Origin of the sequence: Serratia sp. Ag1 (assembly GCF_000743355.1) — a bacterium.
Classification (GTDB): Bacteria; Pseudomonadota; Gammaproteobacteria; order Enterobacterales; family Enterobacteriaceae; genus Chania.
Window position 1 is genome coordinate 23,660 of the sequence record NZ_JQEI01000028.1, and the last position, 14,505, is coordinate 38,164.

General features: G+C 55.1%; 14 protein-coding genes. 11 read left to right on the forward strand and 3 right to left on the reverse strand.

Annotated features, from left to right (window positions below; all coding sequences use genetic code 11):
- The first annotated feature begins 3 nt into the window (after window positions 1–3).
- The 4 genes from IV04_RS17725 to mlaA are packed head-to-tail and all read left to right on the forward strand — an operon-like array spanning window position 4 to window position 3,023.
- On the forward strand, window positions 4–555 hold the full coding sequence (locus IV04_RS17725) for a DsbE family thiol:disulfide interchange protein (protein ID WP_037400862.1): 552 nt from the start codon (window positions 4–6) through the stop codon (window positions 553–555).
- Complete coding sequence (locus IV04_RS17730; RefSeq protein WP_037400865.1) at window positions 552–1,019, forward strand: cytochrome c-type biogenesis protein; 468 nt, start codon at window positions 552–554, stop codon at window positions 1,017–1,019. The genes IV04_RS17725 and IV04_RS17730 overlap by 4 nt, the downstream gene beginning before the upstream one ends.
- Entirely contained in the window at window positions 1,019–2,230 is a 1,212-nt protein-coding gene (gene ccmI, locus IV04_RS17735; protein ID WP_037400868.1) for a c-type cytochrome biogenesis protein CcmI, read from the forward strand. Before IV04_RS17730 ends, ccmI begins: the two co-directional genes overlap by 1 nt.
- A gap of 31 nt (window positions 2,231–2,261) precedes the next feature.
- A complete protein-coding gene (mlaA, locus tag IV04_RS17740) occupies window positions 2,262–3,023 on the forward strand; it encodes a phospholipid-binding lipoprotein MlaA (protein ID WP_037400870.1) in 762 nt (253 codons plus the stop codon).
- 67 nt (window positions 3,024–3,090) lie between these two features.
- Here the strand turns inward: mlaA and fadL are convergent, their stop codons facing one another.
- Window positions 3,091–4,368: a long-chain fatty acid transporter FadL gene (fadL, locus tag IV04_RS17745; RefSeq protein WP_037400873.1), complete on the reverse strand. Its 1,278-nt coding sequence runs from the start codon at window positions 4,366–4,368 to the stop codon at window positions 3,091–3,093.
- Window positions 4,369–4,771: 403 nt separating this feature from the next.
- Here fadL and IV04_RS17750 point away from each other — a divergent pair, with 403 nt between their 5' ends.
- The 4 genes from IV04_RS17750 to sixA all read left to right on the forward strand — a co-directional run bounded on the left by IV04_RS17750 (window position 4,772) and on the right by sixA (window position 9,519).
- Entirely contained in the window at window positions 4,772–5,068 is a 297-nt protein-coding gene (locus IV04_RS17750) for a YfcZ/YiiS family protein (RefSeq protein WP_081893246.1), read from the forward strand.
- 186 nt (window positions 5,069–5,254) lie between these two features.
- Window positions 5,255–6,565: an acetyl-CoA C-acyltransferase FadI gene (gene fadI / locus IV04_RS17755; protein WP_037400876.1), complete on the forward strand. Its 1,311-nt coding sequence runs from the start codon at window positions 5,255–5,257 to the stop codon at window positions 6,563–6,565.
- The gene (gene fadJ / locus IV04_RS17760) at window positions 6,565–8,712 is read left to right on the forward strand and encodes a fatty acid oxidation complex subunit alpha FadJ (RefSeq protein WP_037400879.1); all 2,148 of its coding nucleotides are present in this window, start codon (window positions 6,565–6,567) and stop codon (window positions 8,710–8,712) included. The genes fadI and fadJ overlap by 1 nt, the downstream gene beginning before the upstream one ends.
- A 324-nt stretch (window positions 8,713–9,036) precedes the next feature.
- Window positions 9,037–9,519 carry a phosphohistidine phosphatase SixA gene (gene sixA, locus IV04_RS17765; protein WP_037400901.1) on the forward strand — a complete coding sequence of 161 codons (483 nt, stop codon included), beginning with the start codon at window positions 9,037–9,039 and terminating at the stop codon, window positions 9,517–9,519.
- 60 nt (window positions 9,520–9,579) lie between these two features.
- On the opposite strand, the gene smrB is transcribed toward sixA, so the two are convergent.
- On the reverse strand, window positions 9,580–10,110 hold the full coding sequence (gene smrB, locus IV04_RS17770; protein ID WP_037400882.1) for an endonuclease SmrB: 531 nt from the start codon (window positions 10,108–10,110) through the stop codon (window positions 9,580–9,582).
- Between the two features lie 236 nt (window positions 10,111–10,346).
- Between smrB and prmB the strand changes: the two genes are divergently transcribed.
- From prmB to mepA, 3 genes are read left to right on the forward strand one after another with little or no spacing between them, the layout of a single operon-like run.
- Window positions 10,347–11,279: a 50S ribosomal protein L3 N(5)-glutamine methyltransferase gene (gene prmB, locus IV04_RS17775; RefSeq protein ID WP_037400904.1), complete on the forward strand. Its 933-nt coding sequence runs from the start codon at window positions 10,347–10,349 to the stop codon at window positions 11,277–11,279.
- A gap of 34 nt (window positions 11,280–11,313) precedes the next feature.
- Window positions 11,314–12,399: a chorismate synthase gene (gene aroC / locus IV04_RS17780; RefSeq protein ID WP_037400885.1), complete on the forward strand. Its 1,086-nt coding sequence runs from the start codon at window positions 11,314–11,316 to the stop codon at window positions 12,397–12,399.
- A gap of 5 nt (window positions 12,400–12,404) precedes the next feature.
- Entirely contained in the window at window positions 12,405–13,232 is an 828-nt protein-coding gene (gene mepA, locus IV04_RS17785; RefSeq protein ID WP_037400907.1) for a penicillin-insensitive murein endopeptidase, read from the forward strand.
- An 84-nt stretch (window positions 13,233–13,316) separates the two neighbouring features.
- On the opposite strand, the gene IV04_RS17790 is transcribed toward mepA, so the two are convergent.
- Window positions 13,317–14,505, reverse strand: a 1,189-nt coding sequence (locus tag IV04_RS17790) for an autotransporter outer membrane beta-barrel domain-containing protein (RefSeq protein WP_037441200.1), incomplete at its 5' end; no start/stop codon positions are given.

Below are 14,505 nucleotides of genomic sequence, written 5' to 3' on the forward strand. Positions count from 1 at the left end.
GGCATGAGGCGTAATCTGTTGTTTATTCCGTTAATCTTGTTCCTGCTGCTGGTGGTGGCCTTGCTGGTGCAACTGACGCGCAACGCCGGGGGCGAGGATCCGACCATGCTGGAATCCGCGCTGATCGGCAAACCCGTGCCGACTTTTAAGCTGGAGTCGCTGGAACAACCCGGCAAAACCTTCGATCAGGCCGTGCTGCGCAACGGTAAGCCGATGTTGCTTAACGTTTGGGCAACCTGGTGCCCCACCTGCCGTGCAGAGCATCAATACCTCAATACACTGGCAGCCCAAGGGGTGCGTGTCGTAGGGCTCAACTACAAAGACGATCGTACCAAAGCGATAACCTGGCTCAATCAGTTGGGTAATCCTTATGCCCTCAGTCTGTTCGATGGTGACGGTATGCTGGGGCTGGATCTCGGTGTTTATGGTGCGCCGGAAACTTTCCTGATCGACGGTGACGGTATTATTCGCTATCGCCACGCTGGGGATATGAATGAACGTGTCTGGCAGCAAGAGGTTTTACCGCTGTACCGTAAGTACGGGGGTGATGCATGAGGTTGATGACTCTGATGCTGGGCATATTGCTGAGTTGGAGTGCAGCGGCGGCGATCGACACCTATCAATTCAAGACGGTAGAGCAAGAACAGCAGTACCGCGAATTGACTGAGCAGCTACGTTGCCCCAAATGCCAGAACAACAGCATTGCTGATTCCAACGCCATTATCGCGGCGGATATGCGCAACAAAGTGTATGAATTGATGATGCAGGGTCAAAGCAAGCAGCAGGTGGTCGATTATATGGTGGCGCGCTATGGCAATTTCGTGACCTATGAGCCGCCGGTCACCCCTGCAACGCTGATTCTGTGGGTTGGGCCATTACTGTTTGTGCTGATCGGTGGTGCGGTAGTGATCATGCGCACCCGCCGTCGCCAGGCAGATGTGGGGCATGAAGACTTCTCCGTGCAGGAGCGGAAGCGCCTTGCTGCGTTGCTGGAAGAGACTGAAAGGAAGAAACCTTAATGGCTTTTTGGCTGATGGTTATAGTGCTACTGGTTGGGGCTGCCGCGTTACTGGTGATCCCCACGCTGCGCCAGAGCAAAGAGAGTGCGGCTGCCAGCCGTGATGCGTTGAATAAGGCATTTTATCAGGATCGCCTCAGTGAGTTAGAGCAGGATGAACAGCAGGGCGTCGTGGCGGAACGGCCTGAAATGGTCAAGGAACTGCAGCAGAACCTGCTGAATGACATCCCTGGGCAGCAGGAAGAGCATGCGCGGCCAATCAGCCGTTGGGCGCTGGTACCCGGTGTGGCACTGTTGGCGGTGGTGGCGGTCGGTCTTTATCTGAAAACCGGTGGACTGGATCAGGTTAAGGCTTGGCATCAGGTAGAATCCCAGATGCCTGAATTGCGTCAACGCGTGGCTGACGAACGTGCGCAGCCACTCACCAAGGAAGAGATTGCCCGCCTTGGGCTGGGGTTGCGTACCGCTTTGCAGGACGATGACAGGAATATTAACGATTGGATGATGCTTGGCCGCGTTGGCATGGCGTTGAATAATGCTACCACTGCGACGCAGGCTTTTGCCCATGCCTATCGGCTGGAGCCAAATAACATGGATGTGCGTCTCGGTTATGCCGAAGTGTTGACGCGATCCAGCGATCCACAAGATAATCAGCAAGCTACCGAGATGTTGCGCAAGATGGCGGCGGAAGATCATACCAATCTTCGGGTATTCAGCCTGCTGGCGTTTAATGCGTTTGAGCAAGAGAATTACCCGCAGGCGATCGCAGCCTGGCAGGTGATGCTGAAACTGCTACCGGCTGACGATCCGCGTATTCAAGTGATCAAGCGCAGCATTGAACAAGCAAAAGTACAGACAGGTGAAGAAACTGTTAAACTTGTCGTGAATGTCACGTTGTCGCCAGAGGCGGCAAAAGCATTACCGCAACAAGGAGCACTGGTCGTTTCGGTTACTGATGGTGCTAACCCGGTGCCGGTCGCGGTTAAACAATTGCCGCTGAGCCGTTTCCCGCTGTCATTTTCTCTGGATGACAGTAACGCGATGATGCCTGAGCGCCTGCTTTCTGCGTTGTCTCAGGTCAAGGTACGCGTCCGTCTTTCACAAGATGGTCTGGCCACTCCACAAGCGGGTGACTGGTTTGGGGAAAGCGGAGTGCAGAAATTCAGCGGCAAAGAGCAGGTCAGTGTCCAGATAGACAAGCAGGTTCCCTGATCAAAACTGAATGGGTTTCATGGAGAAGAGTATGAACTTTCGCCTGACTGGGCTGGCTTTCGCAACGGTACTGCTGGTGGGCTGTGCCAGCACACCAGCTAATGAGCCGCAAGGGCGTTCGGATCCCCTTGAAGGGTTTAACCGGGCGATGTTTAATTTCAACTACAACGTGATGGATCCTTATGTAGTTCGCCCAGTAGCGGTGGTATGGCGTGATTATGTGCCAATGCCAGCACGTAATGGTTTAAACAACTTTACGTCCAACCTGGAAGAACCTGCCAGCATGGTGAACGAATTCCTGCGTGGTAACCCTTATCAAGGCATGATCCACTTCAACCGTTTCTTCCTGAATACATTATTGGGTATGGGCGGGTTGATTGACGTAGCCAGCATGGCGAACCCGAAACTGGCGCGTGAAGAGCCGCGCCGCTTTGGTGGCACGCTGGGTAATTACGGTGTGGGTTATGGTCCGTATGTTCACTTGCCGGTTTATGGCAGTTTTACTATTCGTGAAGACGGTGGCGACTGGGCTGATAGCCTTTATCCGGTATTAAGCTATCTGACTTTCTGGATGTCGGCGGGCAAGTGGGCGGTGGAAGGGATCGAAACGCGTGCGCGGTTGCTGGATTCCGACGGTTTGCTGCGTAACTCTTCCGATCCTTATGTGATGACGCGCGAAGCTTACTTCCAGCGCCATGACTTCAAAGCCAGCGGTGGGGTGCTTAAACCACAAGAAAACCCGAATGCCAAGGCGATTGAAGGCGAGCTGGATGAGATCGATTCAGCGAAATAGCCTGTTTTCTATAAAAGTGACATAAAAAAAGCGCCGTTGCAGGCGCTTTTTCGTATGGCAGAATCTGTTAGAAACTGTAGTTGAAGTTGGCACCAGACAACCAGGCAGAACCTTCAGAATCGAAGGTATAAGGGCCTTCGTTGATGGTCACTTTCTGGCCGTGCATATAGGCGAGGCCGAAGTCAACAGACGCATCTTTGTTGAAGGCGTAAGTTGTACCTACGCTGAACCAGGTACGGTTCTGATCCGGGATGGAGATCGAACGGTTAGCCGCAGGAACCGGGCTTTGGTCGAAGGCGACACCGGTACGGAAAGTCCAGTTGTCGTCATAGAAATACGTGGTACCCAGCGCCATGCGGTAAGCGTCGCGGAAGCCTTCATGCTTCAGGAACAACGTCTGGCCATCATTACCGGTAGCGCGCAATTCTTGGAACTGGCTCCAACTGGTATAAGCCATGCTGTAGTGCATTGCCCATTGTGGTGCGACTTTGTTATAACCTGAAACTTCCCACATTTCTGGCAGATTCAGATCCAGCGAACCAGGAATGGTGCTGCCGTTGGTGCCCCATGGCAAACCGGTTCTTGCCTGAGCTGGGTTCAAGCTGGAAGGTAAGTCACTCGAGTAATCGCCATCGAAGCTAATCTTCACTTTTGAACGATAGGTGAAGCCATAGCGGTTATTCTCATCGACTTCATACAGCAAGCCAGCATTCCAGCCATAACCCCATCTGTTGCCTTCCAGCTTGGAGATTTGTGTCGTCGCAGGAATACCCAAGAGAGCACCGCTTTCACCAGCGTGACGCTCAAGTTTTGCATCGGCATTGACGGCATCAAAGCCTAACCCGAAGCTGAAGTGCTGATTCAGGCGGTAAGCCGCACTCAGGTTCAAGTTGACAGTGGTCAGCTCGGTTTTACCGCCGTAAGGGCCAGCAGGGTAGCTGTCGCTGAACTCTGTGGACAACCCGTAGTTACTGACGACAGACCCGCCCACCGCCCACTGCTCGTTCAGCGGTTGGATATAGTGCAGGTTTGGCACCCAAGCTGTTGGCGCGATGTTCTTCGCGTCCAGATTGGCTCCTGAAGGAGATGTACCGCTGATATCAACGTTTGGGTTGATGAAGACGGCACCGGCAGATACAGATGGGCGGGCAAACATCATCATGGTAGCTGGGTTACGGCTACCAGAGGCGGCTGAATCTGCCATTGCGCCTTCGCCAGAATAAGCACGCCCTAAACCGACTGATGAAAACTCATTCAGTTGGAATCCTGCGGCATATACGTTTGAAGAGATAATCGCCACTGCAACTGCAAGAGCTGATTTAGTGAACAGGTTTTTCTGGCTCATGACCAAAACCTCATTTTATATTTTTATTTAAACTATGTTACACAGGGTAACAATGAAAAATAATTGTAGAGGTCTGTTCTCAATTAGACAAATCAGACCAGTGGCTGAATTATAGGTCTGACCTGTTATGTTGTTGCAAGTTTGTTTTGTGTTTATTTCAAAGTTGATATCAAAAAAGAGATCTGCATTACAAAAAAAACGAAACAATAATGAAACTTTTACTATTTCTTAGCAGAGAGTCATTTCTATTCGGTGTTTTTTACCTGTTGAAGCACTTACAAAAAGTAAGGCTAGTGATTGGCCTGCACGCGGCGTAAAATAACCACAGTATTTTATTTACTTGCGCCAGATCATCAATGGCTTTTGGGGCGAGTTTGAAGCAGCCCGTGAGGAGATTTTAAACATGTCAGATGCAATTAATAAATGCAGTACTCAGGAAACCGCAGCCTGTTGCTGTATGGATGTCGGCACCATCATGGATAATACCGATTGCACCGCGTCTTATAGCCGGGTATTCACCAGCCAGCAAGAAGCAGAGGCTACTCTGGCAGCCCTGACAGAGAAAGCACGCGGTGTTGAATCGGATCCTTGTGATATTAGCAGCAGCATTAAGCCGGTTGACGGCGGCGTGCAGTTGGATATTGATTTTACTTTCGCTTGCCAGGCTGAAACCCTGATCTTCCAGCTCGGTCTGCGTTAATTGCTGTGCAAACCTGCACAAAGTTCTTTGTGCAGGTTCCGTTATCCCCTTCAAGCGGAAAGTTGCTCCCGCTCCCAGTTTTCACTTCCGTTGGTTTGCCAAATATAAACATTCGGTTAACAATGACTCCATCAGGTCAGACCTCTTTTTGCCCGTTGTGTTGACGGCCCATTTTCAGGAGTGTTTATGAGTAAGGTACTGCCGTTGGTTACCCGCAATGGCGATCGCATCGCCATCGTTCATGGATTACGCACGCCTTTCGCCAAACAGGCGACCGCTTATCATGGTATTCCGGCGGTCGATCTCGGCAAAACGGCGGTGAGTGAGTTGCTGGCACGTGCGGGGATCGATCCGGCGTTGATCGAACAACTGGTGTTTGGCCAAGTGGTGCAAATGCCAGAGGCTCCAAACATCGCGCGGGAAATCGTGCTTGGCACCGGCATGAATGTGCATACCGATGCTTATAGCGTTTCACGTGCCTGCGCGACCAGTTTCCAGGCGATTGCCAACGTGGCTGAAAGCATCATGGCTGGCAGCATCAGTATTGGGATTGCTGGCGGTGCCGATTCCTCTTCGGTGCTGCCGATCGGCGTCAGCAAAGCGCTGGCACGCACGCTGGTAGACGTCAATAAGGCCCGTACCTTGCCGCAACGGCTGAAATTGTTCAGCAAGCTTAAATTCCGTGATTTGTTGCCGGTGCCACCGGCTGTCGCCGAGTATTCTACCGGTCTGCGCATGGGGGATACCGCCGAGCAAATGGCAAAAACCCACGGCATCACCCGCGAACAGCAGGATGCGCTGGCGCATCGTTCGCACCAGCTTGCCGCTAAAGCCTGGGAGCAGGGGTTACTTCACGATGAAGTGATGACGGCTTACGTTCCTCCCTATAAAGCGCCGATGGCTGAAGACAACAATATTCGTAAAGATTCCAGCCTGGAGTCCTATGCCCGTTTGAAACCGGCATTTGACCGCAAGCACGGTAGCGTAACCGCAGCCAACAGCACCCCGTTGACCGATGGAGCCGCCGCCGTATTGCTGATGAGCGAATCCCGTGCAAAAGAGCTTGGTTTGCAGCCGCTGGGTTATTTGCGCAGCTTTGCTTTTGCCGCTATCGACGTCTGGGAAGATATGCTGCTCGGCCCCTCTTATGCCACACCGCTGGCGCTGGATCGTGCCGGTATTAGCTTGGCGGATCTCACCCTGATCGATATGCACGAAGCCTTTGCCGCACAAACGCTGGCCAACCTGAAAATGTTTGCCAGCGCCGAGTTTGCCCAGCAAAAACTGGGGCGTGACCGGGCGATTGGTGAAGTCGACATGGAAAAATTCAACGTACTGGGGGGCTCGATTGCCTACGGCCATCCGTTTGCGGCGACCGGAGCGCGCATGATTACCCAGACGCTGCACGAACTCAAACGCCGTGGCGGCGGTTTGGGGTTAGCAACGGCCTGTGCGGCGGGTGGATTGGGTGCGGCGATGATTGTGGAGGTGGAATGATGAGCTTCGAGAATGCGTTACATGAGCAGTGCGCCAAAGCGTCGGCATTTCATCTGACGTTGCGTCCCGACAATATTGGCGTGATCACCATTGATGTGCCGGGGGAAAAGGTCAATACGCTGAAAGCGGAGTTTGTCGAGCAGGTGAATGACGTGCTGATCAAAGCTCAGCAGTTCCCGGCGCTGGAAGGGCTGGTGATCCTGTCAGGTAAACCGGATTCTTTTATCGCCGGTGCCGACATCACCATGATTGCCGCCTGCAAGAGTGCCAAAGAGGCCGAGGCTCTAGCCAAAAAAGGGCAGAGCACCTTGGCGCAGATTGCCGCGTTCCCGGTGCCGGTGATTGCCGCCATTCACGGGGCGTGCCTGGGCGGTGGGCTGGAGTTGGCATTGGCCTGCCATGGCCGCGTCTGCTCGCTGGATGACAAAACGGCGCTCGGCCTGCCGGAGGTGCAATTGGGCCTGTTACCGGGTTCAGGGGGCACACAGCGTTTGCCACGCCTGATTGGCGCACGTCATGCACTAGATATGATCCTGACCGGCAAGCAGATTCGTGCACGGCAGGCGCTGCGTATGGGGCTGGTGGATGATGCGGTTCCTCAATCGATTTTGTTGCAGGCCGCCATTGAACGTGTGAAACAAGGCTGGAAATCCCGCCGTGAACTGCCGTGGCAGGAACGCCTGCTTAATGGCCCACTGGGCAAGAGCCTGCTGTTTAAGATTGTGCGTAAAAAAACGCTGGAGAAAACCCACGGTAATTATCCGGCGGCAGAACGTATTATTCAGGTTGTTCGCACCGGTTTGGATCAGGGTAACGCCAGCGGTTACGAAGCCGAGGCCCGCGCGTTCGGTGAATTGGCGATGACGCCACAGTCGGCTGCGTTGCGCAGCCTGTTCTTTGCTTCGACAGCCTTGAAGAAAGAGCGTTGGGGCGATGCACAACCGCATTCGTTGCAGCGTATTGGCGTGCTTGGTGGTGGCCTGATGGGCGGCGGTATTGCCTGCGTGACGGCCACGCGCGGCGGTTTGCCCGTGCGCATCAAAGATGTGAACGAGCAGGGAATCAATCATGCCTTGAAATATACCTGGGATCTGCTGGGGAAGCGGGTACGCAGCAAGCGCATGCGCCCGGTTGAACGGCAAAAGCAGATGATGCTGATTTCCGGTACAACCGATTACAGCGGTTTTGAACGCGTCGATATCGTGGTTGAGGCGGTATTTGAAGATATCGCCCTCAAGCAGCAAATGGTGGCGGACATCGAGCAGCATGCGGCCCCGCATACCGTTTTCGCTTCTAATACCTCATCGCTGCCAATCAGCCAGATTGCCGCCAAGGCGGCCAGGCCGCAGCAGGTGATCGGCCTGCACTACTTCAGCCCGGTGGATAAAATGCCGTTGGTGGAAGTGATCCCACACGCGGCTACCAGTGAAGCAACTATTGCCACCACCGTGGCCTTGGCGCAACAGCAAGGTAAGACGGCAATTGTGGTGGCCGATCGCGCGGGTTTTTACGTCAACCGTATTCTGGCTCCTTACATTAATGAAGCGGCGCGCTGCCTGCTGCAAGGTGAGCCGATCGAGTCGCTGGATAAAGCGCTGGTAGACTTCGGTTTCCCGGTCGGGCCCATCATGCTGTTAGACGAAGTAGGGATCGACGTCGGCACCAAGATTATCCCGATCCTGACTGCCGAGTTAGGTGAGCGTTTTGCTGCCCCGGCGGCGTTTGATGCGGTGCTGAAAGATGGCCGCAAAGGGCGTAAAAATGGCCGTGGATTTTATCTGTACCCGGCTAAGGGTGGGAAGCGCAAGCTGGTGGATAGCAGTATTTATGCGTTGCTGGGGGTCACCGCCAAAGCCCATATTCCACAGGCAGAAATCGCTCAGCGCTGTGTGATGCTGATGCTGAACGAAGCGGCACGCTGCCTGGATGAGGGCGTCATCCGCTGTGCGCGTGATGGCGATATCGGGGCGGTCTTTGGTATCGGCTTCCCACCGTTCCTCGGGGGGCCGTTCCGTTATATGGATGAGCTGGGCGCGGAGAAGGTGGTCAACACGCTGCGCCAACTGCAGCAACAATACGGTGAACATTTCGCACCGTGCGAACGCTTGCAGCGCATGGCTGAGCAGGGCGAACGTTTTTATCCGTAAGAAGCTGGTGAGCACGGCGGCCCGGTTTGCGCTACAGTTTGATCAGGGTCGCACTGTGATCGTTATCACTCCTGTACTCTTGGCGTCTATACAGCAGGAAAAGGGAAGGGTAACGTAAGGAAATAGCGTTAGGGCGTTGTTGATGCAAAAAACAGCGTTTTCTTTACGTGAACTTTCAGGCAAAATGCCCGGCCGCCATAGAGAGACGGCGCATTATCGTTTTAAAGCTCTTTGCTTTGGGCTTGTGCTCTTGAGTGCAACTCGGCGATACAGCACGCTCGGCGTTTCTGTATGGTGTTATTTTGTCAACAACAGCGGTGCAATATGCAAGTTTTGATTATGCGTCACGGAGAGGCGGTACTTGATGCAGCCAGTGATTCAGTAAGAGCGCTTACTGAGTGTGGTCGTGATGAGTCGCGTCAGATGGCGGCCTGGTTGAATACCAAGTCTGTGAATATTGAACGCGTGCTGGTTAGCCCTTATCTGCGGGCAGAACAGACGCTGGAAGTGGTACGTGAAGCGTTAGTACTGCCAGAGGGCGCAGAGGTTTTGCCCGAACTGACCCCGGGCGGTGATGCCGCGCTGGTGAGCAGTTACCTGCAGGTATTGGCAAAAGAAGGGGTGAGTGCGGTGTTGGTGGTTTCTCACCTGCCGCTGGTCGGTTATTTAGTGGCCGAACTGTGCCCAGGCGAATGCCCACCGATGTTTGCTACTTCAGCGATTGCGAATGTTGAACTGTCGGCGGATGGCAGCGGTGGTACTTTTGCATGGCAGGTCGGTCCGTTGCAGGTGATGGCGAAGGTCTGATCCCCGCGTTGGCACAATTGAAGGGCGATCTCATCATCGCCCTTTGTCATTTCTGCGAACCTACTCTTCCAGTTCAATCAGCACCAGTACCGCTGCATTGCCACCCCATTCTTTGGGGGCCTGATGAAATGCCAGCACGTCTGGGTGCTGTGCCAGCCACAAAGGGGTCTGTTGTTTGAGGACGTGTTTACCGTGGCCGTGCATCACACAGGCACAATGAACGTGCTCACGTTTGCAGGCGGCGATCATGGCCCCGAGCTCCTGCTTGGCCTGTAACTGCGTCAGGCCGTGCAGATCGAGAAACAGATCCGGCACGTAATCTCCACGGCGCAGCTTTTTCAACTCATAATGGTCATAGCTCGGGCGAACGTAGCGCGTCGGCCCTTCATCATCTAACAGTGGCTGAAATTCGTCAGAAAAGTAAAAGCTGGCATCAACCTGTTCCTGCAATAAACGCTGCGGGGAGATTTGCCGGGTCTTCATTTTAGCTTTGGAATGGACGATGGTGTCCTGCCGCAACTTCCTTGCTCCGGCGACCGACTCCCTGAAGAGTTGCAATTCATCTTTGCTCAGTGGGTACTTTTTCTTCATTATTTTCTCACCGGATACCTATACACTGCTGAGAGTGACTCTTACGCGCGTTAGAAAACCTGAGTCTCTTTATAAGACCGCGCCTAGTTTACCTTGTCGAAGGGTTCTGTCGACGCAAAACTGGGGCTGAATGTTAACCAGAAGGGTTTGACACCACTATTGCTGCTGATTTGTTGCAGGCTTCATGGCAAACTGTGGCGCTAAATCATGAACTAGCGCGCCTGCTGGAGGGCACATTGGACAAAATTTTCGTCGAAGAAGCAGTGAACGAGCTGCACACCATTCAGGATATGCTGCGTTGGGCCGTAAGCCGGTTCAACGCTGCGAATATCTATTATGGTCACGGAACCGATAATCCGTGGGACGAAGCGGTGCAATTGGTTTTGCCCAGCCTGTTCCTGCCGTTGGATATCCCCGAAGACATGCGCACTGCACGCTTGACCTACAGCGAGCGGCAGCGCATCGTCGAGCGGGTAATCCGCCGGGTTAACGAACGTATTCCGGTGGCTTATCTCACCAACAAAGCCTGGTTCTGCGGTATGGAATTCTACGTTGACGAACGCGTGCTGGTGCCGCGTTCGCCAATCGGGGAGTTGATCGATAATCGCTTCAACGCGCTGATCCCACACCCGCCGCGCCATATTCTGGATATGTGTACCGGCAGCGGCTGCATTGCTATCGCCTGCGGTTATGCCTTCCCGGAAGCGGAAGTGGACGCGGTGGACATTTCTGCAGACGTGCTGGCCGTGACCGAACGCAATATTCAGGCGCACGGTGTTGAGCATCAGGTGATCCCGATCCGCTCCGATCTGTTCCGCGACGTTCCGGCGATCAAATACGATCTGATCGTCACCAATCCGCCGTATGTCGATGCCGAAGATATGTCCGATCTGCCACAGGAATTCCGCTTTGAGCCAGAGCTGGGCCTGGCGGCAGGCAGTGATGGCCTGAAATTGGTGCGCCGCATTCTGGCTTGTGCGCCGGACTTCCTGAGCGATGATGGCGTGCTGATTTGCGAAGTGGGCAACAGCATGGTGCATCTGATGGAGCAATATCCTGACATCCCGTTCACCTGGCTGGAGTTTGACAACGGCGGTGACGGCGTGTTTATGCTCACCAAACAACAACTGATTGACTGCAAAGATCATTTCAGTCTCTATCGCAGCTGATTAATCCAACGAATATTAACAGTAAGGAGCCGTGATGGCAGGGAACAGTATTGGGCAGTTTTTCCGCGTCACTACATTTGGTGAATCTCACGGTGTGGCGCTGGGATGTATCGTAGATGGTGTGCCGCCGGGTATTCCGTTGACCGAAGCCGATTTGCAGCACGATCTGGATCGTCGTCGCCCAGGCACTTCACGCTATACCACGCAACGCCGCGAGCCGGATCAGGTACGGATCCTCTCCGGCGTGTTTGAGGGGGTCACCACCGGGACCAGCATCGGCCTGATGATTGAAAATACCGATCAGCGCTCGCAGGACTATGGTTCGATCAAGGATGTCTTCCGCCCAGGGCATGCTGATTACACCTACGAGCAGAAATATGGCGTGCGTGATTATCGTGGTGGTGGCCGTTCTTCGGCGCGTGAAACCGCGATGCGCGTGGCCGCTGGGGCGATCGCCAAAAAATATCTGGCACAGAAATTTGGCGTCAAGGTGCGCGGTTATCTGGCGCAGATCGGCGATGTGAGCTGCGAACTGAAAGATTGGGAGCAGGTGGAACAGAACCCGTTCTTCTGCCCGGATCCCGACAAGCTGGAAGCGTTAGACGAACTGATGCGCGCGCTGAAAAAAGAGGGCGACTCCATCGGTGCCAAAGTCACGGTGGTGGCAGAGAATGTGCCGGTGGGGCTCGGCGAGCCGGTGTTTGATCGCCTGGATGCCGATCTGGCACATGCGCTGATGAGCATCAACGCGGTAAAAGGCGTGGAGATTGGCGACGGTTTTGCCGTTGTGACCAAGCGCGGTAGCGAAAACCGCGATGAAATTACCCCTGAAGGGTTCCAGAGCAACCATGCGGGCGGCATTCTTGGTGGGATCAGCAGTGGTCAGCCGGTGGTGGCGCATCTGGCGCTGAAACCGACTTCCAGCATTATGGTGCCGGGCCGTACCATCAACCGCCAGGGCGAAGCGGTGGAAATGGTGACCCGTGGCCGTCACGATCCCTGCGTCGGTATCCGTGCGGTACCGATCGCCGAAGCGATGATGGCGATCGTGCTAATGGATCACCTGCTGCGCCAGCGTGCGCAAAACGGTGATGTGGTTTCTCAGGTTCCACGTTGGTAATGTCGATGAATAAATGGATATTAGGCATCGTTACCCTGATGGCCTCAGGGGCCGCCATGGCACTCACGCCATGGCAGAAAATCGAGCACCCGGTGGCAGGTAACCCGCAAGCGATTGGTGGTTTCTCCAATGGCTGCATCGTCGGGGCGCAGCCGCTACCGTTGAATTCCCCAAGTTATCAGGTGATGCGCACCGATCAGCGGCGCTATTTTGGCCACCCGGATCTGCTGGCCTTTATTCAGCGCTTGAGTGATAAAGCGCACCAAAAGGCGCTGGGCACGGTGCTGATTGGGGATATGGGGATGCCTGCCGGTGGGCGTTTCAGCAGCGGCCACGCCAGCCATCAGTCTGGGCTGGATGTGGACATCTGGCTGCAACTGCCGCGCCAGCGCTGGACTGCGCAGCAACTGCTCAAACCGCAGCCGATCGATCTGGTGTCTGCCGATGGCAAACGCGTGCTCGATAGCCAGTGGCAACCGCAGATTGAATCTTTGATCAAGATGGCGGCACAGGACAGCGAAGTCACGCGTATTTTCGTCAACCCGGCGATTAAGCTGCGTCTGTGTCAGGATGCAGGGGCAGATCGTAACTGGTTGCACAAAGTTCGCCCCTGGTTTGCCCATCGCGCGCACATGCACGTTCGCTTGCGTTGCCCAGCGAATAGTCTGGAATGCCAGGATCAGGATGCTCCACCGGCTGGTGATGGCTGTGGTGCAGAGTTGTTAAGCTGGTTCAAGCCGCAACAACCGAACAATAATCCGGTCAAGAGTGAACCACCACCGTTGCCACCGGGTTGCCAAGCGTTGCTGGATAACCATTTTACCCGCCGTTGATAGGGTGGTAAGAAGTGTAGGGCTATTTACATTTACCGTAATGCGAGCTGCCCGCAGGGGCAGCTCGCCTTCTCACGGGGAGTGTTAGAAGCGGTATTTCACCCCCAGCATCGCCGCCTTGTCATCGTACCCTTTCTGCCCCAGCTGCTGCGTCAGGTTGCCCCATACGCTGACATTCTCACTCAGCTGACCTTCCGCCCCCACTTTCACCTCCACCAGATGGCGGTTACCGCTCTGCTGGACCCCCAGACCGTCTGCCGTCACCCCCGGCAGGCGGGTGTTGTGTATCCAGTTCAGGTCCAGGTAGGTGGTCAGGATACGTGACCGGTCTTTCCCCAGGTGCGTGTCGTTCGACAGCTTGGCCCCCAGACGCGTCTGCAGGTTGTTGTTGCCATTCTGCTGCACCAGGGAACCGTTGTTCTCCAGGTCGCCCATCTTCGCCCCGTTCACCGTCAGTTGTGCCTGTGGTGTGACGAAGAGGTCATTCACCTCACCCTGGTACAGGGAGACCGGATAGCCCCCCTCCAGCGAAGTGCTCACCCCACGCAGCCGATAGTTCCCGCTGTCGTAGGCACTGCTGCTCACCGACGCATTGAACCAGTCGTACTGCAGCCAGCCGTGCACATACGGGCTGTGGCGTTCACGGGCATTCGCATACCAGGTGCCGTACATCCCCACCGTGTACCCCGTCAGGCTGTTATCGGCCTTGTAACTGGTTTCATGCGAATCGCTGGTGCCGGTGGCACGGCCATACCCCGCCATCACCCCCAGCCCGAAACGGTCCTGACCGGTAAACTGCGTCTCCAGCACGTCCCCCCCCAACTGCACCACGTAGCGGTTGCTGGTGTTGGACAGTTGCCCCGATGCATCCTCGAACGTGTTGCGCGAGCCCACCTGACGCAGCCACAGGCTGGAGTGCGGCGCCGCACCGCTCACGTCACCGCTGTCACGGTGCTCCCCGGTGTGCAAATCGTCCAGCCGGGTGTTGAACAGCGTCTTGGCCGCCGCCAGGTTGGCGATAAAGGCCCCCGCTTCCGGGTTATAGGTCACCACCTTGTCCTGATAGTTCGAACGCAGGTACCAGTTGCCGTCGGTCGGGGCCGTTGGGGTCCCCTGGTACAGGAAGTACTCCAGCACCCCGGCCTGGGCACGGCCATTCAGGGTAAAGGTCCCCGCCGACGTGCCCCCGACGTGAATGACCTGGATACCGTTGATGTTCTTCGCCCCGTCACCGCCGATGTTGTTGACGGTCACCGTACTGGTGCCCGCCGTG

What these genes read in the sequence shown, in the direction of transcription:
- ccmI (WP_037400868.1), top strand. Translation starts at nt 1,019, where the DNA reads ATGGCTTTTTGGCTGATGGTTATAGTGCTACTGGTTGGGGCTGCCGCG.
- smrB (WP_037400882.1), bottom strand. Translation starts at nt 10,110, where the DNA reads ATGAAGAAAAAGTACCCACTGAGCAAAGATGAATTGCAACTCTTCAGG.
- fadL (WP_037400873.1), bottom strand. Translation starts at nt 4,368, where the DNA reads ATGAGCCAGAAAAACCTGTTCACTAAATCAGCTCTTGCAGTTGCAGTG.
- sixA (WP_037400901.1), top strand. Translation starts at nt 9,037, where the DNA reads ATGCAAGTTTTGATTATGCGTCACGGAGAGGCGGTACTTGATGCAGCC.
- IV04_RS17730 (WP_037400865.1), top strand. Translation starts at nt 552, where the DNA reads ATGAGGTTGATGACTCTGATGCTGGGCATATTGCTGAGTTGGAGTGCA.
- mepA (WP_037400907.1), top strand. Translation starts at nt 12,405, where the DNA reads ATGAATAAATGGATATTAGGCATCGTTACCCTGATGGCCTCAGGGGCC.
- IV04_RS17725 (WP_037400862.1), top strand. Translation starts at nt 4, where the DNA reads ATGAGGCGTAATCTGTTGTTTATTCCGTTAATCTTGTTCCTGCTGCTG.
- fadJ (WP_037400879.1), top strand. Translation starts at nt 6,565, where the DNA reads ATGAGCTTCGAGAATGCGTTACATGAGCAGTGCGCCAAAGCGTCGGCA.
- IV04_RS17750 (WP_081893246.1), top strand. Translation starts at nt 4,772, where the DNA reads ATGTCAGATGCAATTAATAAATGCAGTACTCAGGAAACCGCAGCCTGT.
- fadI (WP_037400876.1), top strand. Translation starts at nt 5,255, where the DNA reads ATGAGTAAGGTACTGCCGTTGGTTACCCGCAATGGCGATCGCATCGCC.
- aroC (WP_037400885.1), top strand. Translation starts at nt 11,314, where the DNA reads ATGGCAGGGAACAGTATTGGGCAGTTTTTCCGCGTCACTACATTTGGT.
- mlaA (WP_037400870.1), top strand. Translation starts at nt 2,262, where the DNA reads ATGAACTTTCGCCTGACTGGGCTGGCTTTCGCAACGGTACTGCTGGTG.